Origin of the sequence: Synechococcus sp. CBW1002 (assembly GCF_015840915.1) — a bacterium.
GTDB lineage: Bacteria > Cyanobacteriota > Cyanobacteriia > PCC-6307 > Cyanobiaceae > CBW1002.
The window spans coordinates 3,466,992-3,482,327 of record NZ_CP060398.1; the positions used below are offsets into that span (position 1 = coordinate 3,466,992).

The 15,336-nt window shown below is 67.2% G+C and carries 15 protein-coding genes; 1 reads left to right on the top strand and 14 read right to left on the bottom strand.

The features are described 5' to 3' along the window. Positions 1-43 precede the first annotated feature (43 nt). Positions 44-319 (bottom strand): MoaD/ThiS family protein, encoded by a 276-nt coding sequence (locus H8F24_RS17105; protein WP_197156080.1) that lies wholly within the window; start codon positions 317-319, stop codon positions 44-46. A 38-nt stretch (positions 320-357) separates the two neighbouring features. Then, positions 358-1,656, bottom strand: coding sequence for a threonine synthase (gene thrC / locus H8F24_RS17110; protein ID WP_197156082.1), 1,299 nt, complete (start codon positions 1,654-1,656; stop codon positions 358-360). A gap of 158 nt (positions 1,657-1,814) precedes the next feature. On the opposite strand from thrC, the gene H8F24_RS17115 reads away from it, so the two are divergent. After that, positions 1,815-4,661 (top strand): UPF0182 family protein, encoded by a 2,847-nt coding sequence (locus H8F24_RS17115; RefSeq protein WP_231597930.1) that lies wholly within the window; start codon positions 1,815-1,817, stop codon positions 4,659-4,661. Positions 4,662-4,758: 97 nt separating this feature from the next. Here H8F24_RS17115 and fba read toward each other — a convergent pair whose 3' ends face one another. From fba to H8F24_RS17175, 12 genes are all read right to left on the bottom strand, one after another. After that, on the bottom strand, positions 4,759-5,832 hold the full coding sequence (gene fba / locus H8F24_RS17120; RefSeq protein WP_197156084.1) for a class II fructose-bisphosphate aldolase: 1,074 nt from the start codon (positions 5,830-5,832) through the stop codon (positions 4,759-4,761). Between the two features lie 199 nt (positions 5,833-6,031). Then, on the bottom strand, positions 6,032-7,165 hold the full coding sequence (locus H8F24_RS17125) for a Gfo/Idh/MocA family protein (protein WP_197170331.1): 1,134 nt from the start codon (positions 7,163-7,165) through the stop codon (positions 6,032-6,034). 35 nt (positions 7,166-7,200) lie between these two features. Beyond that, positions 7,201-7,608, bottom strand: coding sequence for a hypothetical protein (locus H8F24_RS17130; RefSeq protein ID WP_231597931.1), 408 nt, complete (start codon positions 7,606-7,608; stop codon positions 7,201-7,203). 6 nt (positions 7,609-7,614) lie between these two features. Beyond that, positions 7,615-8,493, bottom strand: coding sequence for an acetyl-CoA carboxylase, carboxyltransferase subunit beta (gene accD, locus H8F24_RS17135; RefSeq protein ID WP_197170332.1), 879 nt, complete (start codon positions 8,491-8,493; stop codon positions 7,615-7,617). 27 nt (positions 8,494-8,520) lie between these two features. Further along, entirely contained in the window at positions 8,521-9,375 is an 855-nt protein-coding gene (locus tag H8F24_RS17140) for an A24 family peptidase (RefSeq protein ID WP_231597932.1), read from the bottom strand. Between the two features lie 16 nt (positions 9,376-9,391). Next, positions 9,392-9,766 (bottom strand): hypothetical protein, encoded by a 375-nt coding sequence (locus H8F24_RS17145; RefSeq protein WP_231597933.1) that lies wholly within the window; start codon positions 9,764-9,766, stop codon positions 9,392-9,394. A 59-nt stretch (positions 9,767-9,825) separates the two neighbouring features. Further along, positions 9,826-10,728 carry a phosphoribulokinase gene (locus H8F24_RS17150; protein ID WP_197156090.1) on the bottom strand — a complete coding sequence of 301 codons (903 nt, stop codon included), beginning with the start codon at positions 10,726-10,728 and terminating at the stop codon, positions 9,826-9,828. 71 nt (positions 10,729-10,799) lie between these two features. Further along, the gene (gene leuB, locus H8F24_RS17155; protein WP_197156091.1) at positions 10,800-11,879 is read right to left on the bottom strand and encodes a 3-isopropylmalate dehydrogenase; all 1,080 of its coding nucleotides are present in this window, start codon (positions 11,877-11,879) and stop codon (positions 10,800-10,802) included. 87 nt (positions 11,880-11,966) lie between these two features. Continuing rightward, on the bottom strand, positions 11,967-13,004 hold the full coding sequence (lpxD, locus tag H8F24_RS17160; protein WP_197170333.1) for a UDP-3-O-(3-hydroxymyristoyl)glucosamine N-acyltransferase: 1,038 nt from the start codon (positions 13,002-13,004) through the stop codon (positions 11,967-11,969). Positions 13,005-13,048: 44 nt separating this feature from the next. Next, positions 13,049-14,203: a glutamate 5-kinase gene (gene proB, locus H8F24_RS17165; RefSeq protein ID WP_197156096.1), complete on the bottom strand. Its 1,155-nt coding sequence runs from the start codon at positions 14,201-14,203 to the stop codon at positions 13,049-13,051. A gap of 36 nt (positions 14,204-14,239) precedes the next feature. Next, entirely contained in the window at positions 14,240-14,779 is a 540-nt protein-coding gene (locus H8F24_RS17170; RefSeq protein WP_197156099.1) for a YqeG family HAD IIIA-type phosphatase, read from the bottom strand. Continuing rightward, positions 14,779-15,333 (bottom strand): DUF3727 domain-containing protein, encoded by a 555-nt coding sequence (locus H8F24_RS17175; protein WP_197156101.1) that lies wholly within the window; start codon positions 15,331-15,333, stop codon positions 14,779-14,781. Before H8F24_RS17175 ends, H8F24_RS17170 begins: the two co-directional genes overlap by 1 nt. Positions 15,334-15,336: the final 3 nt, after the last annotated feature.

A 15,336-nucleotide genomic window follows, 5' to 3' on the forward strand; every position in this document is an offset into this window, starting at 1 on the left:
CAGGCACAGCTGGGCGCGGAAAACCATGGGCCTCCTCTCCTGGTCAGCCGCCGGCTACGGCGGGCACGATGCTGACTTCGTCGCCGTCTTTGAGTGGGGTGGCCTGGTTGTCAAGGAAGCGGATGTCCTCGCTGTTGACGTAGACGTTCAGAAAACGGCGCAACTTGCCGTTCTCGTCACACAGACGGGCCAGGATCCCGGGGAAATGGCCTTCGAGGGCCTGAAGCAACTCGTCGACACTGGTGGCGTCCACATCAACGCTGGCGGCGTTGCTGGTGAACTTCTGCAGGGGGGTGGGGATCAGAACCTGAATCGCCATGGAGGAAAGAAAGAAGAAACAGAGCGAAGAACGAGCGATCAGCCGATCGTGTCCCAGTCGGCCCGGTGCAGGGCCTGGGCCCGCTCCCAGGCACTGTTGAAGCTGTCGAGCTGGGCTTCGATCAGGAAGGGTTCACCGATGGCGGAGGCAATGGCTTCGGTGGTCTTGAGGCCATTGCCGGTGATGTAGGCCACGGTGGTTTCGTTGGGGTCGATCTTGCCCTGCTCCACCAGCTTCTTGAGCACGGCGATGGTGGTGCCTCCGGCGGTCTCGGTGAACACGCCCTCAGTTTCTGCCAGCAGCTTGATGCCCTCGACGATCTCCTCGTCGTTGACCGCGGCGATGCTGCCACCGGTCCTGTTGGCGATGTCGATGGCATAGGGACCATCGGCGGGGTTACCGATGGCAATCGACTTGGCGATGGTGTTGGGCTTGACCGGGGTGATGAAGTCGCGGCCTTCGGCGAAGGCCTGGGCGATCGGGGAGCAGCCTTCAGCCTGGGCGCCGCTGAAGCGCACCGGCTTCTCATCCACCAGGCCTACCTTGATGAATTCATCAAAGCCCTTGCGGATCTTGGTGAACAGGGAACCAGAGGCCAGGGGCGCCACGATGTGGTCGGGCAGTTGCCAACCGAGCTGTTCGATCACCTCGTAGCCGAGGGTCTTGGAACCTTCGGAGTAATAGGGGCGCAGATTGATGTTCACAAACCCCCAGCCATAGGTGTTGGCCACCTCGGAGCAGAGGCGGTTCACCTGGTCGTAGTTGCCCTTCACCGCCATCAGGGTGGGGTTGTAGATCAGGGTGCCGAGCACCTTGCCCAGCTCCAGATCACTGGGGATGAACACACAGCATTCCAGGCCGGCATGGGCGGCGATGGCGGCGGTGGAATTGGCCAGGTTGCCAGTGCTGGCACAGCTCACCGTGGTGAAGCCCAGTTCGCGGGCCCGGGTGAGCGCCACCGACACCACCCGATCCTTGAACGAGAGCGTCGGCATGTTGACACCGTCGTTCTTGATGTAGAGATTCTTGAGACCGAGCCGGCGGGCCAGACGGTTGGCCTTGAGCAGGGGCGTGAAGCCGGTGCCGACATCGATCGGGTCGCCTTGGATCGGCAGAAACTCGCGATAGCGCCAGATCGAGGTGGGGCCGGCCTCGATCGTGGCGCGGCTGACGCGGGCGCGAATCGCGTCGTAGTCGTACACCACTTCCAGCGGCCCGAAGCAGACGTCTTCGCAGACATGACGGGCGGTGGCCTCATAGGCGTGGCCGCATTCCTTGCAGCGCAGCCCCGTGAAGGTGGGCCCCGTCAGGGTGGAGCGGGAGAGGGTGACCGTCACGGCTACGACTGAAGCTCAACAGAGGCTATCAGCGGTTTCGAGCAGCCTGCATCAATCCCGACTTTGAGAGTCGGGATTTCAATCGTGACGTTGGCTGTCGCGCTGCTGGTGCTGGCTGCAACGCGCCTGCCTACGCTCAATCAGCGATCCGCGTGCCCATGACAACGCCGCGGCTGTCCGGCCTCTCCCTTCCCCAGCGCCTGCTGCTCTCTCTGGTGGTGGGGATGATGGGCGTGCTGCTGCTCTGGAGCTCAGCGCGCCTCTGGATCGAGTGGCAGTGGTTCGCCCAGTTCGGTTTCAGCGGCGTGCTTCTGCTGCGCTGGACCCTGCAGCTGGCAGGGCTCGGGGTGGGTCTGGCCCTGGCACTGGGGCTGCAGCTCTGGCTGCGGCATCTCTGGCGTCTGCCGCGCCTCGCTCCGGAGCGCCACACCCTGCCGCCCCTGGCCTATGGCGGCGTTCTGACCCTGCTGGCCGGGCTGCAGGTGGTGGCCCTGACCATTGCGCTGTGGCTGGCCCGGCGGTTGCTGCTGGCCCCGTTCGATCCGAGCCGCCTGCATGGCCTGATCGCCCTGGAGGGGCCTCCCTCCCTGCCCATGCTGCTGGCGAGCGCCCTGGTCCTGCTGGCTCTGCTGATCCGGCCGATGGCAACGGCGCGGCTGGTGGCGGGTGTGCTGGGTGCCGCGGGAGCCATGGCCCTGGCTCGAGGCTGGAGCCTCTGGAGCGTGGCCCTGGTGGCCCGCGATGCGGGGATCACCGAACCCTTGCTCGGGGCCGACATCAGCTTCGCCCTGCTGCGTTTCCCCGCACTCGCCTTTCTGCTCACCCTGCTGAGCTGTCTGCTGATCGGAGGACTGGCCTGCGGACTCTGGGGTGTGCTGGCCCGGCCACCCCAGCTCAGCGATGGCCGTTTCGCCGGCTTCACCCCCCCCCAGCTGCTGGCCCTGCGCGCCCCCCTGGCGGCCCTGTCCCTGTTGGCCGCCGCCGCCTTCTGGCTGGGACGCCACCAGCTCCTGCTCAGCACCGTGGGCAGCGTGCCCGGAGCTGGCTGGTTCGATGTGCACGTCTCCTTACCCCTGCGCACCCTCGCTGCCCTGCTGGCGTTGACGCTGGCGGTGGTGATCCTGGTGCCCCTGCCGCGGCGGGGCCTGCGGGGGGCCGCCATCGGCTGCACGGCTCTCGCCCTGGCGGCCACGCCACTGGTGGAGGCCCTGCTGCTGCCGCTGGTTCAGCTGTTGGTGGTCAAGCCGCGGGAGCTCGAGCGGGAGACCCCCTACCTGGAGCGCTCGATCCGAGCGACCCGCCATGCCTTTCAGCTGGATCGGATCTCCAGTCGCAATGTCAACCCACGCGACCGGCTGACCCGCGCCGATGTCGAGCAGGGTCAGGCCACCCTGCGCAACATCCGCCTCTGGGACAGCCAGCCCCTGCTGGCCACCAACCGCCAGCTGCAGCAGCTCCGTGTCTACTACCGCTTCTCCGAGCCGGCCGTCGATCGCTACGCACTGCGCCACAGCCAGGGGAGCGGGCGGCAACAGGTGATCATCACGCCACGGGAAATGGATCAGGCGGCCCTGCCCACGGCGGCGCGCACCTGGCTCAACCGCCATCTGGTCTTCACCCACGGCAATGGCTTCACGGTGTCGCCGGTGAACACCAGCGGTCCGGATGGACTGCCTGAATTCTTCATCAGTGATCTGGGCGCTTCCACCCGAGTGCAGGGCAGTCGTCAACTGGGGATCAGCGCCGCAGCCGTGAAGGCCGGCATCCCGATCGGCCGGCCGGCGCTCTACTTCGGCGCCCTCAGCTCCCCCTATGCCCTGGCTCCGTCGAAGGTGGAGGAGTTCGATTACCCCCAGGGAGACGACAACTTCTATTCGCGGTACAGCGGCACCGCCGGCGTACCGATCGGCCATCCCTGGCAGCGGCTGGCGGCATCGCTTTACCTGAGCGAACCGAAACTGCTCAGCCAGGGGGCTCTGACCAGCTCGACCCGCCTGCTGCTGCGCCGCGAGGTGCGTGAACGACTTCGCACCCTGGCGCCGTTTCTCCGCTTCGAGAATGAGCCCTATCTGGTTTCAGTCCAACTCAGGCAGGATGGCCACTTCCCCCGCGCGCAGCATCAGTACTGGATCGTGGATGCGTTCACCACCAGCCGCACCTATCCCTACAGCGCCGCCGTGCCAGGCGACCCGGACATCCGCTATCTGCGCAATTCCGTCAAGGCCGTGGTCGATGCCTACAACGGCTCCGTGCAGCTGTATGTGAGTGAGCCCACTGACCCGATCATCGCCAGCTGGAGGCGTCTGTTCCCGGGGTTGTTTCAACCCCTCTGGAAGATGCCCGACGTTTTGCAGGCCCATATCCGCTATCCCCTGCGCCAGTTTGAGTTACAGACGACCCAGTTGCTGCGCTATCACGTGACCGATCCCCGCGTGTTCTACAGCGGCGACGACGTCTGGCAGGTGCCGATGGAGCTCTACGGCAACAGTCAGGTGCCGGTGAAGCCTTATCACATCAGCGGCCAGGTGGCTGGCCGGCAACAACCTGAATTCCTGCTGCTGCAGCCCCTCACCCCCCTGGCACGCCCCAACCTGGCGGGCTGGCTTGCGGCACGCAGCGATGCTCCCCACTACGGTGAACTGGTGCTGCTGCGCTTCCCCAGCCAGACACCGATCTTCGGGCCAGAGCAGATTCAGGCCCTGATCAATCAGAATCCCAGGATCAGTCAGCAGTTCGGTCTCTGGGATCGAGCTGGTTCCCAGGTGATCCAGGGAAATCTGCTGGTGATGCCGGTTGGCGAGGCGCTGCTCTATGTCGAGCCGGTGTATCTCAAGGCGCGCAACGGCGGTCTGCCCACCTTGACGCGGGTGGTGGTGAGCGACGGTACTCGCATCGCCATGGAGGAGACCCTGGAGAAAGGGATTGAGGCCCTCCTCGATCCGCGTCGTTCCAACCTGGCGACCCAAGCGAGTCCTTCACCTCAGGCACCGATAGCTGATCCTTAGCCAGAGCGGCATGCATCCATGAAAAAAGGGGAGCTTATGCTCCCCTGGACCGATTCAATGTGGCCTGCTTGTCGACCGGTGACGTACCGGGAATCAATCAGGCGGCCACGGCGGTCTTGGGATCGAGTTCGCCCTTGGCGTAGAGAGCGGCGTAGTAGTTGATGTCGCGCTGTTTGATCTTGCTGGCGTTGCCGGCACACCAGAACTGCTGGTAGCGATCCAGGCACACCTGCTTCATGTAGGCCCGGGCGGGCTTGTTGAAGTGGCGGGGATCGAAGTTGGCGGGATCCTTGAAGGCGGCTTCCCGCACGGCGGCAGTGAAGGCGAGGCGGTTGTCGGTGTCGATGTTCACCTTGCGCACGCCATTGCGGATGCCCTCCTGGATCTCTTCGACGGGTACGCCGTAGGTCTCGGGGATGGCGCCGCCGTACTTGTTGATCATGTCCAGCCACTCCTGGGGAACCGAGGAGGAGCCGTGCATCACCAGGTGGGTGTTGGGGATGGCCTTGTGGATTTCAGCGATGCGGCTGATCGCCAGCACTTCACCGGTGGGCTTGCGGGTGAACTTATAGGCGCCGTGGCTGGTGCCGATGGCGATGGCCAGGGCGTCGACCTTGGTCTTGGCGACGAAGTCGGCGGCCTCAGCGGGATCGGTGAGCAGCTGGCTGTGGTCGAGCTTGCCCTCGAAACCGTGGCCGTCCTCGGCCTCACCCATGCCGGTCTCCAGGGAACCCAGGCAACCCAGTTCGCCTTCGACGCTCACGCCGATGGCGTGGGCCACGTCGACCACTTCCTTGGTCACAGCCACGTTGTACTCGTAGCTGGCCGGCGACTTGGCGTCGGCCATCAGTGAGCCGTCCATCATCACCGAGGTGAAACCGTTGGCGGCGGCACCGAAGCAGGTGGCAGGGCTGTTGCCGTGGTCCTGGTGCATCACCACCGGGATGTCGGGATAGGTTTCAACGGCGGCCAGGATCAGGTGCCGCAGAAAGGCCTCACCGGCGTACTGGCGGGCACCGCGGGATGCCTGCAGGATGACGGGGCTGTCGGTCTCGTAGGCAGCCTCCATGATCGACTGCACCTGCTCCAGGTTGTTGACGTTGAAGGCAGGGATGCCGTAGCCGTTCTCAGCGGCGTGGTCGAGCAGCAGCCGAAGCGGAACGAGCGCCATGGATAGAACCTCGGATCGGTGGGTATGGGACTGGGTGACACCAGGGGACAGGTAGGGCCGTGCTCGGGTGGAGCCGTGCTCTGAAGGGGTCCGGCTCAGGAGCCGGGCCGGGGTCGGTCAACCCGCCTTGGTCTGGCGGCGAGTCTAGGGGATCCCCCTCAAGACCCAGGCCCTCACCAGTGCCGCTCCACGGCCTGACTCAGGGATCAAGCGCCAGGGACGCCTCGCCCGACGTGCCCTGCCGTGCCCAGTCGCAGCAACGCTGGCTCGCCACCGCTTCCGCCAGGCCCGGCAGCATCGGACGGCCCTCGCGGATCGCCTCGGCCCACCACTGCTGAATCCGCTGCACCGGTGCCACCCGGCCGTCCTCCCAGGTGCGGGCAAAGGCGAGTGACGGATCGGCTGGGAGCGGCCGCAGCGCCTCGCCCGGCCGGGCCATCCACAGCTGGAAGCCGTGCACATAATCGCTCTGGTTGGACGAACCCAGCACCAGGGTGGCCTCGCTGCCATAGAGCTCGATCCAGTAGCCCCGGCCCTGACGGGTCACCGAGGCCAGCGTCACCTGGGCCGGGGTGCGGACGCCAGAGGCGGTGCCCAGAACCATCTGCAGCAGGGCGATGTCTTCGGCATCCACCGCCGCCCGACCCTCGCCCGGCCCCGGCAGGGGACGCTCAGTGATGGCAGTGCTGAGCTGGGCCCGAAGGCTGCGGGTCGGGCCCACCAGCCAGTGGAGCGTGTCGAAGGCGTGAGTCCCGAGGGCGCCCAGCACCCCGCCGCCCTGCTCCACCTGGGAATACCAGGTCCAGGGACGCTGGCCATCGGCGCGGCTGCTCATCAGCCAATCCAGCTTCACCAGCCAGGGATCACCCAGCACCCCCTCTGCGATCAGGGCTGCCATCTGCTGAAACAACGGCACAGCCCGGTATTCGAAATCCACCGCCACACAGCAGCGTTGCCGCAGGGCAAGGCGCTGCAGCTCCTCGATCTGGGCCGCCTCCAGGGCCACGGGCTTCTCCAGCAACAGGTGCTTGCCCGCCAGCAGGGCGCGCCGGGCCATATCAAACCGGGGGCCCGGTGGGGTGGCGATCACCACCGCCTCGATCTGCGGGTCGCCGAGCAGGGCATCGAAATCGGTGTGGCCGGGCAGTTCGGCGCGGTGACAGGCCTGCTCCAATCGCTCGGCCCGCGGATGCCACAGGGCCACCGGTTCGGTGAGAAGGCCACTGCGCAGGGCGGGCAGATGCACCGTCTCCCCGAAACCCAGACCCGCCACGGCCACCCGAACCGGCTGGCTGGAACGGCGGCCGCCAAGGGTCGACAGAGCTGGACTCATTGTGACAATCGGGAAGGGAGAGCGACTGGGGCCACTCAGGCGGGCAGGTCGGAGCCGGCGGCGCAGACGGCGTCGATCATGGCGTCGAGCAGCTGATCACCACCGGCTGGCTGCCAGTCGGCCTTGAATCGGGGAACGCCGTTCACGGCAGTGTCGCGGTAGAGCTTCTGACCGCAGTCGAGCTCCATCACATAGAGATCACCGAGGCGAGGGCGACCCTCCTCTTCCGGAGGCGGCAGATAGCGTGACAACACGCTGAGGTTGCCGTCACGGGTGCGCCGCAGGCTGCCCGCATCCCACCACTGCTTGCCCTCCTCGGTGGCGGGAAGCTCCCGCCAGTCGACAGAACCAGCCTGGGCCGGCAGGGCAAGCAGCAGCAGCAGGGCCAGGCTCAGGCCGAGGCGGCCCAGATAACTGATCCAGCGGTGCATCACATCGTCCATGGGGGCTCAGGACAGGGACAGACAGGTCTTGGGCGCATGCAGCCGCAGCAGGCTGGCCAGGGTGCTGCGCAGCTGGGGACGGGGCACGATCGTGTCCACGAAGCCATGATCCTGCAGGTATTCAGCGGTCTGGAAGCCATCGGGCAGCTTCTCGCGCAGGGTCTGCTCGATCACCCTGCGGCCGGCGAAGCCGATCAGCGCCTTCTGTTCGGCCAGGATCAGGTCGCCCAGCATGGCGAAGCTGGCGGTCACTCCGCCGGTGGTGGGATGGGTGAGCAGGGGGATGTAGAGCAGTTCGGCCCGGCGATGCCGCTCCAGCGCCCCGGAGATCTTGGCCATCTGCATCAGGCTGAGCATGCCCTCCTGCATGCGGGCACCGCCGGAGGCGCAGACGATCAGCACCGGCAGCTGGCGATCGGTGGCCTTCTCGATCAGACGGGTGAGCTTCTCGCCCACCACCGAACCCATCGAACCGCCCATGAAGCGGAAGTCCATCACCCCCAGGGCGAGCGGATGGCCATCGAGGCGGCACAACCCCGTCACCACCGCATCGCGCAGGCCGGTGCTGCGCTGGCTGTCGCGCAGCCGGTCGGCGTAGTGGCGGCGATCCTTGAAGGCCAGGGGATCGGTGGGGGCCAGCTCGGTGTCAAGGGGCTCGAAGCTGCCCTCATCGGCCAGCAGCCGGATGCGCTCCTCGCTGTCGATGCGGTGGTGATAGCCGCATCCCTTGCATACGCTGGCGTTGGCCTGCAGATCCTTGCGGTAGGTGACCAGGCCGCACTCGGGGCACTTGCTCCAGAGACCATCGCCTTCATCGCTTTCCTGGTTGACGCGCACCACTGGTGCAGCCTTGCGGCGGTCAGCGAACCAGTCGAACAGCGACACGGGAAAACTCGGAGGATCCGATCACATTTAAGGACCGGGCCAGCCCAGCAGCTGCAGCCACAGGCCATGGCCGCCGATCCAGACGAGCACGCCACCGCAGGCCAGGAACGGACCGAAGGGAAAGGGTTGCTGTGGACCCAGCCGGCCCAGCAGGCGGGCCAGCCCGCCCACCACAGCTCCGCCGCCGATGGCCAGGGCCACGGCCAGGCCCAGACCGGTGGGACCGAGCCAGGCTCCCAGCAGGGCAGCCAACTTGGCATCGCCCAGGCCCAGGGCAGGGCGGCCGAGGAGCCGTTCGGCCAGGGCGCTGGTGCCCTCGAAACCCAGCAGGCCGATCCCGGCGGCGAGCAGATGCTGAAACAGCAGCGCCCGGCCCACCTCCTCACCCTGGCTGAAGCCGATCACCGCCGTGCAGGCCAGCCCAAGCAACAGTCCCCAGCGGCAGAGGGGCTCAGGCAGCCAGAGTGCGTCGAGGTCGACCAGCACCAGCGGGATCAGCCAGCTGACCAGCAGCCAGCCCGCCGCCACCAGCATCCAGGCGGCAGGGGCCGGCCCCAGACCGGCCGGCTGGGCAAACACCATCGCCACCCACAGGCCGGCGCAGAGCAGTTCGACCAGCAGATAGCGCGGGCTGATGCTGCGGCGGCAAGTCCGGCAGCGGCCGCCCAGCCAGAGCCAGCCCAGCACGGGCACGTTCTCGAACCAGGCCAGCGGGGTGCCGCAGTGGGGGCAGTGGCTGCCGGGATGGATGAGCGACTCCTGCCGAGGCAGGCGAAAGGCGACCACCTGCAGAAAGCTGCCCACGCAGGCACCGAGGACCGCGGCAAGCAGGGGCAGGGTCGAGGGCTCCATGATCAGGGGCGACCCGTTGCTGCTGAGCATGGCTGACGCGGCGGGTTCAGGGGCGCAGATTGGAGCGCGGATTGCGCAGCCGGGTGGAGGCAGTGCGGTTGGGCCGGCCCCGGATCATCTCAATCGGGACGAAGTGTTCCTCCGGCAGCAGCACCGGCAACTCGAACACCACCCGCGGCGGAACCGGAGCCTGCTGCCAGATGATGCCGATGGGTTCAGCCCCACCCGGGCACTGCTCGAGGTAGTGAAAATAGGCCCTGCGGGCGTCTTGAAACACCTGACGGCTATCGATCTGATCCAGCCGAAGTTCCGGCCGCGGAGACGAGCCAGTGGATCCATTGGCTCCCTGGATCAGGAAGGAGGGGGAAGAAGTGGCACGTCCGGTGAAGGGAATCGGCCCCACCTTGTCCGACTGGTTCACCCACCTTAGAGGTCTTGGCAGGGGGTGAGACCAATCGTGCACCGGGCTTGAGCTGGAACTCAGGCGAGCGTCTTCTTGTCCTGGATCATGCGATGGATGATCGGGGTGAGGATCAACTCCATCGCAAAGCCCATCTTGCCGCCGTTCACCACGATGCTCGTGGGGCTGGACATGAAGGAATCGTGGATCATGTCCAGCAGGTACTGGAAGTCGATCCCCCACTTGTCCCGGGCTCCCTTGCGGAAGTGGATGATCACGAAGCTCTCATCCGGGGTGGGGATGTTGCGGCAGATGAAGGGGTTGGAGGTGTCCACGGTGGGCACCCGCTGGAAGTTGATGTCGGTGCGGCTGAACTGCGGGCAGATGTGGTTGATGTAGTCCGGCATCCGGCGCAGGATCGTGTCGACGATCGCCTCGGCGGAGTAACCCCGTTCGGCGTTGTCGCGCGAGATCTTCTGGATCCACTCCAGGTTGGTGATCGGCACCACGCCCACCAGCAGGTCCGCCAGGGATGCCACGTCGTAGCCCTCACCAACCACACCGCCGTGCAGACCCTCGTAGAAGAGCAGGTCGGTGCCGGCGGGGATGGGTTCCCAGGGGGTGAACTGGCCGGGCTCCAGGCTGGTGCCGAGGCGGCTGTTGTGATCAGCGGCCTCCTCAACGGAGTGGAGGTAGTAGCGCTTCTGGCCACCGCCGGATTCGCCGTAGCTCTGGAACAGCTCCTGGAGCTTGTCGAACAGGTTGGCCTCGGGACCGAAGTGGGAGAAGTTCTCGCCCTTAGACAGGGCTGCCGCCATGGCCTCCTTCATGGGGCCGCGCTCGTAGCGGTGGTAGCTGTCGCCCTCCACCACCGCAGGCTGGATGCCTTCTCGCTCGAAGATGTGCTCGAAGGCACGCTTGACCGTGCTGGTTCCTGCGCCGGAGGAACCGGTGACGGCGACGACGGGGTGACGCTTCGACATCGGCGCGGACTGCAGAAAAACCGTAGTGAGTTTTGCAGGTCGCCGGTCCGCCTCCCTGCTGGGCGCCTGGTTCAGGCCTCCAGCGCCGCCAGCAGCTGCTCACCCATGGCGCTGCAGCCCAGCACACTGCAGCCCTCGCTGAGCAGATCACCGGTGCGGTAGCCAGCCGCCAGCACCCGATCCACGGCCCCTTCCAGAGCCGCGGCGGCCGCGTCCTGCCTGAGGCCCACCCGCAGCAACATGGCGGCGCTGAGCACCATGGCCATCGGGTTGGCCTTGTCCTGCCCGGCGATGTCCGGGGCTGAGCCATGCACCGGCTCGAACAGCCCCGGCCCGTCCGATCCGAGGGAGGCGGAGGGCAGCATGCCGATCGAGCCGGTCAGCATGGCGGCCTCGTCGCTGAGGATGTCGCCGAACAGGTTGCCGGTGAGCAGCACATCGAACTGCTTCGGTGCCCGCACCAGCTGCATGGCGGCATTGTCCACGTACATGTGGCTGAGCTCCACCTCCGGGTAGTCGCAGGCGATCGCTTCCACCCGATCGCGCCAGAGCTGGCTCACATCCAGCACATTGGCCTTGTCGACCGAGCAGAGCCTGCGGCCGCGCTGCATGGCCAGATCGAAGCCCACCCGGGCGATCCGGTCGATCTCGTGGTCGGAATAGACCATCGTGTTGAAGGCGCGCACGTGGCCATCGGCCTCGACGCGTCCCTTGGGCTGGCCAAAATAGATGCCGCCGGTGAGCTCCCGCACCACCATCAGGTCGACGCCCTCGATCACCTCCGGCCGCAGGCTGCTGGCGTCAGCCAGGGCGGGAATGATCGTCACCGGCCGCAGGTTGGCGAACAGCTCCAGGCCGGCCCGCAGGCCCAGCAGACCCGTCTCGGGCCGCTGCGAGCGGGGCAGGGCATCAAAGCGGGGGCTGCCGATCGCCGCCAGCAGCACGGCATCGGCCGCCTTGCAGGCCGCCAGGGTGCTGGCGGGCAGGGGTTCACCGCAGGCGTCGATGGCGGCACCACCGATCGGTTGCTCGTCGAAGACAAGGCTGAAGCCATGGCGTTGACTCACCACCTCCAGCAGCTGCCGGGCCACCGCGGTGATTTCCGGGCCGATGCCGTCGCCGGGAAGCAGGGTGATCCGGTAGCTGGTCATGGGAGCCGGAGGAGCGACAAGCGGGCTGGGCGCGAGGCTACGCCGCGACCTTCTGGGCACGGATTCAGAGCTCCCGGACCAGGCTCCTCAGCTGGAGCTGTTTTTCAGTTGCCGCAGGGTCCTGGCCATCTCCGGCAGCTTGTTGAAGGCAGCCGAGCAGCGCAGCCACAGCCGGTTGGGGATGGCGGGGTAGCCACTCACCACCTCACCGGCGGCCACCTCTCCGTGGATGCCGGATTTGGAGGAGGCAATCGCCCGATCGCCGATCACGGCCTTGTTGGCCACGCCCACCTGGCCGGCCAGGATCACACCATTGCCGAGACGGGCACCGCCGGCAATGCCCACCTGGGCCGCCAGGGCACAGCCCCGCCCGGTCACCACGCCATGGCCGACGTGCACGAGGTTGTCGATCTTGCTGCCGGCACCGATGCGGGTCTCGCCCACCGAGGGGCGATCGATGGTGCTGCCGCAGCCCACTTCCACGCCATCCTCGAGCACCACCAGCCCGGTCTGGGGCATCTTGCGCCAGCCGGCGGCGGTGGGCACGAAGCCAAACCCCTCCGAGCCGATCACAGCGTTGGAGTGCACCACGCAACCACGGCCGAGGCGACTGCCCGTGTGGAGCACGGCGTTGGCATGGATCTCACAGCCCTCGCCGAGCTGCACATCGTCGTAGAGCACAGCTCCGGGGTGCAGGGTGCAGCCGCTGCCAACGGTCACCGCGGCGCCGATCACCACATGGGCACCCACGTGCACCGCCTCACCGAGCTGGACGCTGGGATCGAGCACGGCACTGGAGTGCACCCCCGCAGGCAGGGGACGCCGTGGGTAAAGGGCCTCCAGGGCTTCGGCGAATCCGAGGCGCGGATCGGCCAGGGCCACCCAGGCCAGGCCCCGCTCGCTGGCCTGGTGCTGCAGATCGGCGTCGGCCGGGAGCAACACGGCACTGGCGCCAGTGGCAGCCAGGGACGCCGCCAGGGCGTTGCCGGGCTCCAGGAAACTCAGCTGACCACCGCTGGCCTGATCCAGGGCAGCCGCGCCGCCGATCTCCGGGTCTGCAGCCAGATCCCTGGGAGTGCTCTCCGCCACCTGGCTGAGCTGGCCGAGCAGCTGGCTGAAACGCATGCCTGGGAGGAGGGATCGAGGCCGGATCGTAGGGCTGGGCTCCGTCAGGCTGGCGGCGGCACGGAGGTGAGCACCAGGTGGTCGCGGTGCACCACTGCATCGCCCACCGCATCTCCACCTGCCCCGAGCCGGCTGCGCACGGCTTCGCTGCTGAGGCCCACCACCTGACGCAGCTCATCGCTGCTGAGGCTGCAGAGACCACGGCCCAGCTCCCGGCCATCGGCGGCCAGCAGGCGCACGGGATCGCGGCGGCGGAAGTCGCCCTCCACCGCACGGATCCCCACCGCCAGCAGGGACGCCCCCCGATGGACCAGGGCCCGCTCGGCGCCGGCATCCAGGGTGAGGCTGCCCTTGGCCAGCAGGGCATGGGCCAGCCAACCCTTGCGATCAGGCAACGGAGTGGTGGAGGGATGGAACACCGTGCCCACCCGTTCACCGGCCAGCAGGGCATCGAGCACGGCGGGATCACGGCCATCGGCGAGCCGCACACGGATGCCGCTGGCCGTGGCGATCCGGGCCGCCGCGAGTTTGGTGGTCATGCCGCCGGTCCCCCAGCGACCGCCTCCTTTGGCCACGCCTCGGAGGCTCTCCAGTTCCGCCAGATCGCGCACCTCATCGATCGGAACCGCCTCGGCATCGCTGCGGGGATCACCCGAATAGAGGCGATCCACATCAGTGAGCAGGATCAGTTCGTCAGCGTTGATCGCCACCGCCACCAGGGCCGAGAGGGTGTCGTTGTCGCCGAAGCGCAGCTCCTCGGTGGCGAGGGTGTCGTTCTCGTTCACCACCGGCACCACCCCCCAGGCGAGCAGCTGCTCCAGGGTGCGGCAGGCGTTCTGGTAGCGCCGCCTGGAGGCCAGATCGCCGCGGGTCAGCAGCACCTGGGCCACCCGCGCACCGCGCACCGCGAAGGCGTCCTGATAGAGGGCCATCAGCTGCCCCTGGCCCACCGCCGCCGCCGCCTGCAGCGCCACCACTTCGCTGGGACGTTGCTCCAGCGCCAGGGTGCGACAGCCCAGGCCCACGGCCCCACTGGTCACCAGGGCGATCGCATCGCCACGACGCTGCTGGCGACTGAGGCTGGCGGCCAGGTCGTGAACCACGGCGCTCGTGGGCCGATCGGGCTGACCCTGCAGGGTGCTGGTCCCCACCTTGATCACACGACGCAGGCCGCCGCCTGCAGGACTGCTGTTGGTCATCCGCCTAGAGGGTGAGGCGCACGGGTCGGCATCCGATCAGGCCAGGGGGGTTCCGATCCAGCGCGCCAGGCCCAGCTCGATCCGCTGCAGGTGATCCTGCCGGCACGGCTCCCCATTCGGATCGATCGGCCGCACCAGCACGGTGTACAGGCCCAGCCGATTACCCGCCAGCACATCCGTGAACAGACGATCCCCGATCAGGGCGACCTGCTCGGGGAGCAGGTCCAGGTCCGCCAGCACCCTCCTCAGGGCGGAGCGGCGCGGCTTGCCCGCCGAGGTGGTGAAGGGCAGCCCCAGCTGCTGGGCGAGGCCACCGATCCGCCGCCGCGATGGGTTATTGCTGAGCAGGTGCAAGGGCATCCGTGCCTGGGCACGTCGCAACCACTGCTCGGCCCGGGCCGGCAGCTCGGAACGGTGACGCGGCAGCATGGTGCGGTCCACATCGAGCACCAGAGCGGCGATCGACTGGTCCTGCAGCCGCTCCAGGGAGAGGTCCACCAGAGTTCCCTGCACCACCAGATCGGGTGTGAGCAGCCGCGGCAGGGCGGCAAGGCTGGCTGCATGCCGGCTGGGCATCAGTCCCCCTGCTCCCGCTCCTCCAGTTCCGCCTCGAGGCGGGGCTGAATCCGCTCGAATTCCTCGCCCTCCACCAGCACGGCTTCGCTGCCGTTCATCCGGGCCACCACGAAGAAGGGATCGAGGGGAATGAAGAGGCCATAGTCCTGACCATCCGCCTTGAACTGGATCAGCAGCTCATAGGTCTCACTGTCCTCATCCTCGTCCTCATCCTCGTCGAAGTCGTCAGGATCGGGCTCATCGAGCTCGCCGCTCACGGTAAGAGTCACCGCTGAGCGCACCAGGGTCAGGTCATGCTCCTGCAGCACCACATCCGCCACCGAGAAGATCGCCTCGTTGCCCTCGATCGTGTCGATCAGTTCCGGGTTGGTCTCGTCATCGGTGAGCCGGAACAGGCACACCGGGGTGTCCACCGGAGTGAGCAGCCCGTAGTCGTTGCCATCCAGCGGGATCAGCTGCTCGAGGAAGCAGAGCAGTTGCCGCTGCTGGCTGTCCCGCACGAGCACCGTGGGCACATCACCGGAGGACGGGGTCGTGGGTCCGTCGGGACTCATGGG

Coding starts and splice junctions, on each gene's coding strand:
- H8F24_RS17105 (WP_197156080.1), bottom strand. CDS start 319: ATGGCGATTCAGGTTCTGATCCCCACCCCCCTGCAGAAGTTCACCAGC.
- H8F24_RS17115 (WP_231597930.1), top strand. CDS start 1,815: ATGACAACGCCGCGGCTGTCCGGCCTCTCCCTTCCCCAGCGCCTGCTG.
- fba (WP_197156084.1), bottom strand. CDS start 5,832: ATGGCGCTCGTTCCGCTTCGGCTGCTGCTCGACCACGCCGCTGAGAAC.
- H8F24_RS17125 (WP_197170331.1), bottom strand. CDS start 7,165: ATGAGTCCAGCTCTGTCGACCCTTGGCGGCCGCCGTTCCAGCCAGCCG.
- H8F24_RS17130 (WP_231597931.1), bottom strand. CDS start 7,608: ATGGACGATGTGATGCACCGCTGGATCAGTTATCTGGGCCGCCTCGGC.
- H8F24_RS17140 (WP_231597932.1), bottom strand. CDS start 9,375: ATGCTCAGCAGCAACGGGTCGCCCCTGATCATGGAGCCCTCGACCCTG.
- H8F24_RS17150 (WP_197156090.1), bottom strand. CDS start 10,728: ATGTCGAAGCGTCACCCCGTCGTCGCCGTCACCGGTTCCTCCGGCGCA.
- leuB (WP_197156091.1), bottom strand. CDS start 11,879: ATGACCAGCTACCGGATCACCCTGCTTCCCGGCGACGGCATCGGCCCG.
- lpxD (WP_197170333.1), bottom strand. CDS start 13,004: ATGCGTTTCAGCCAGCTGCTCGGCCAGCTCAGCCAGGTGGCGGAGAGC.
- proB (WP_197156096.1), bottom strand. CDS start 14,203: ATGACCAACAGCAGTCCTGCAGGCGGCGGCCTGCGTCGTGTGATCAAG.
- H8F24_RS17170 (WP_197156099.1), bottom strand. CDS start 14,779: ATGCCCAGCCGGCATGCAGCCAGCCTTGCCGCCCTGCCGCGGCTGCTC.
- H8F24_RS17175 (WP_197156101.1), bottom strand. CDS start 15,333: ATGAGTCCCGACGGACCCACGACCCCGTCCTCCGGTGATGTGCCCACG.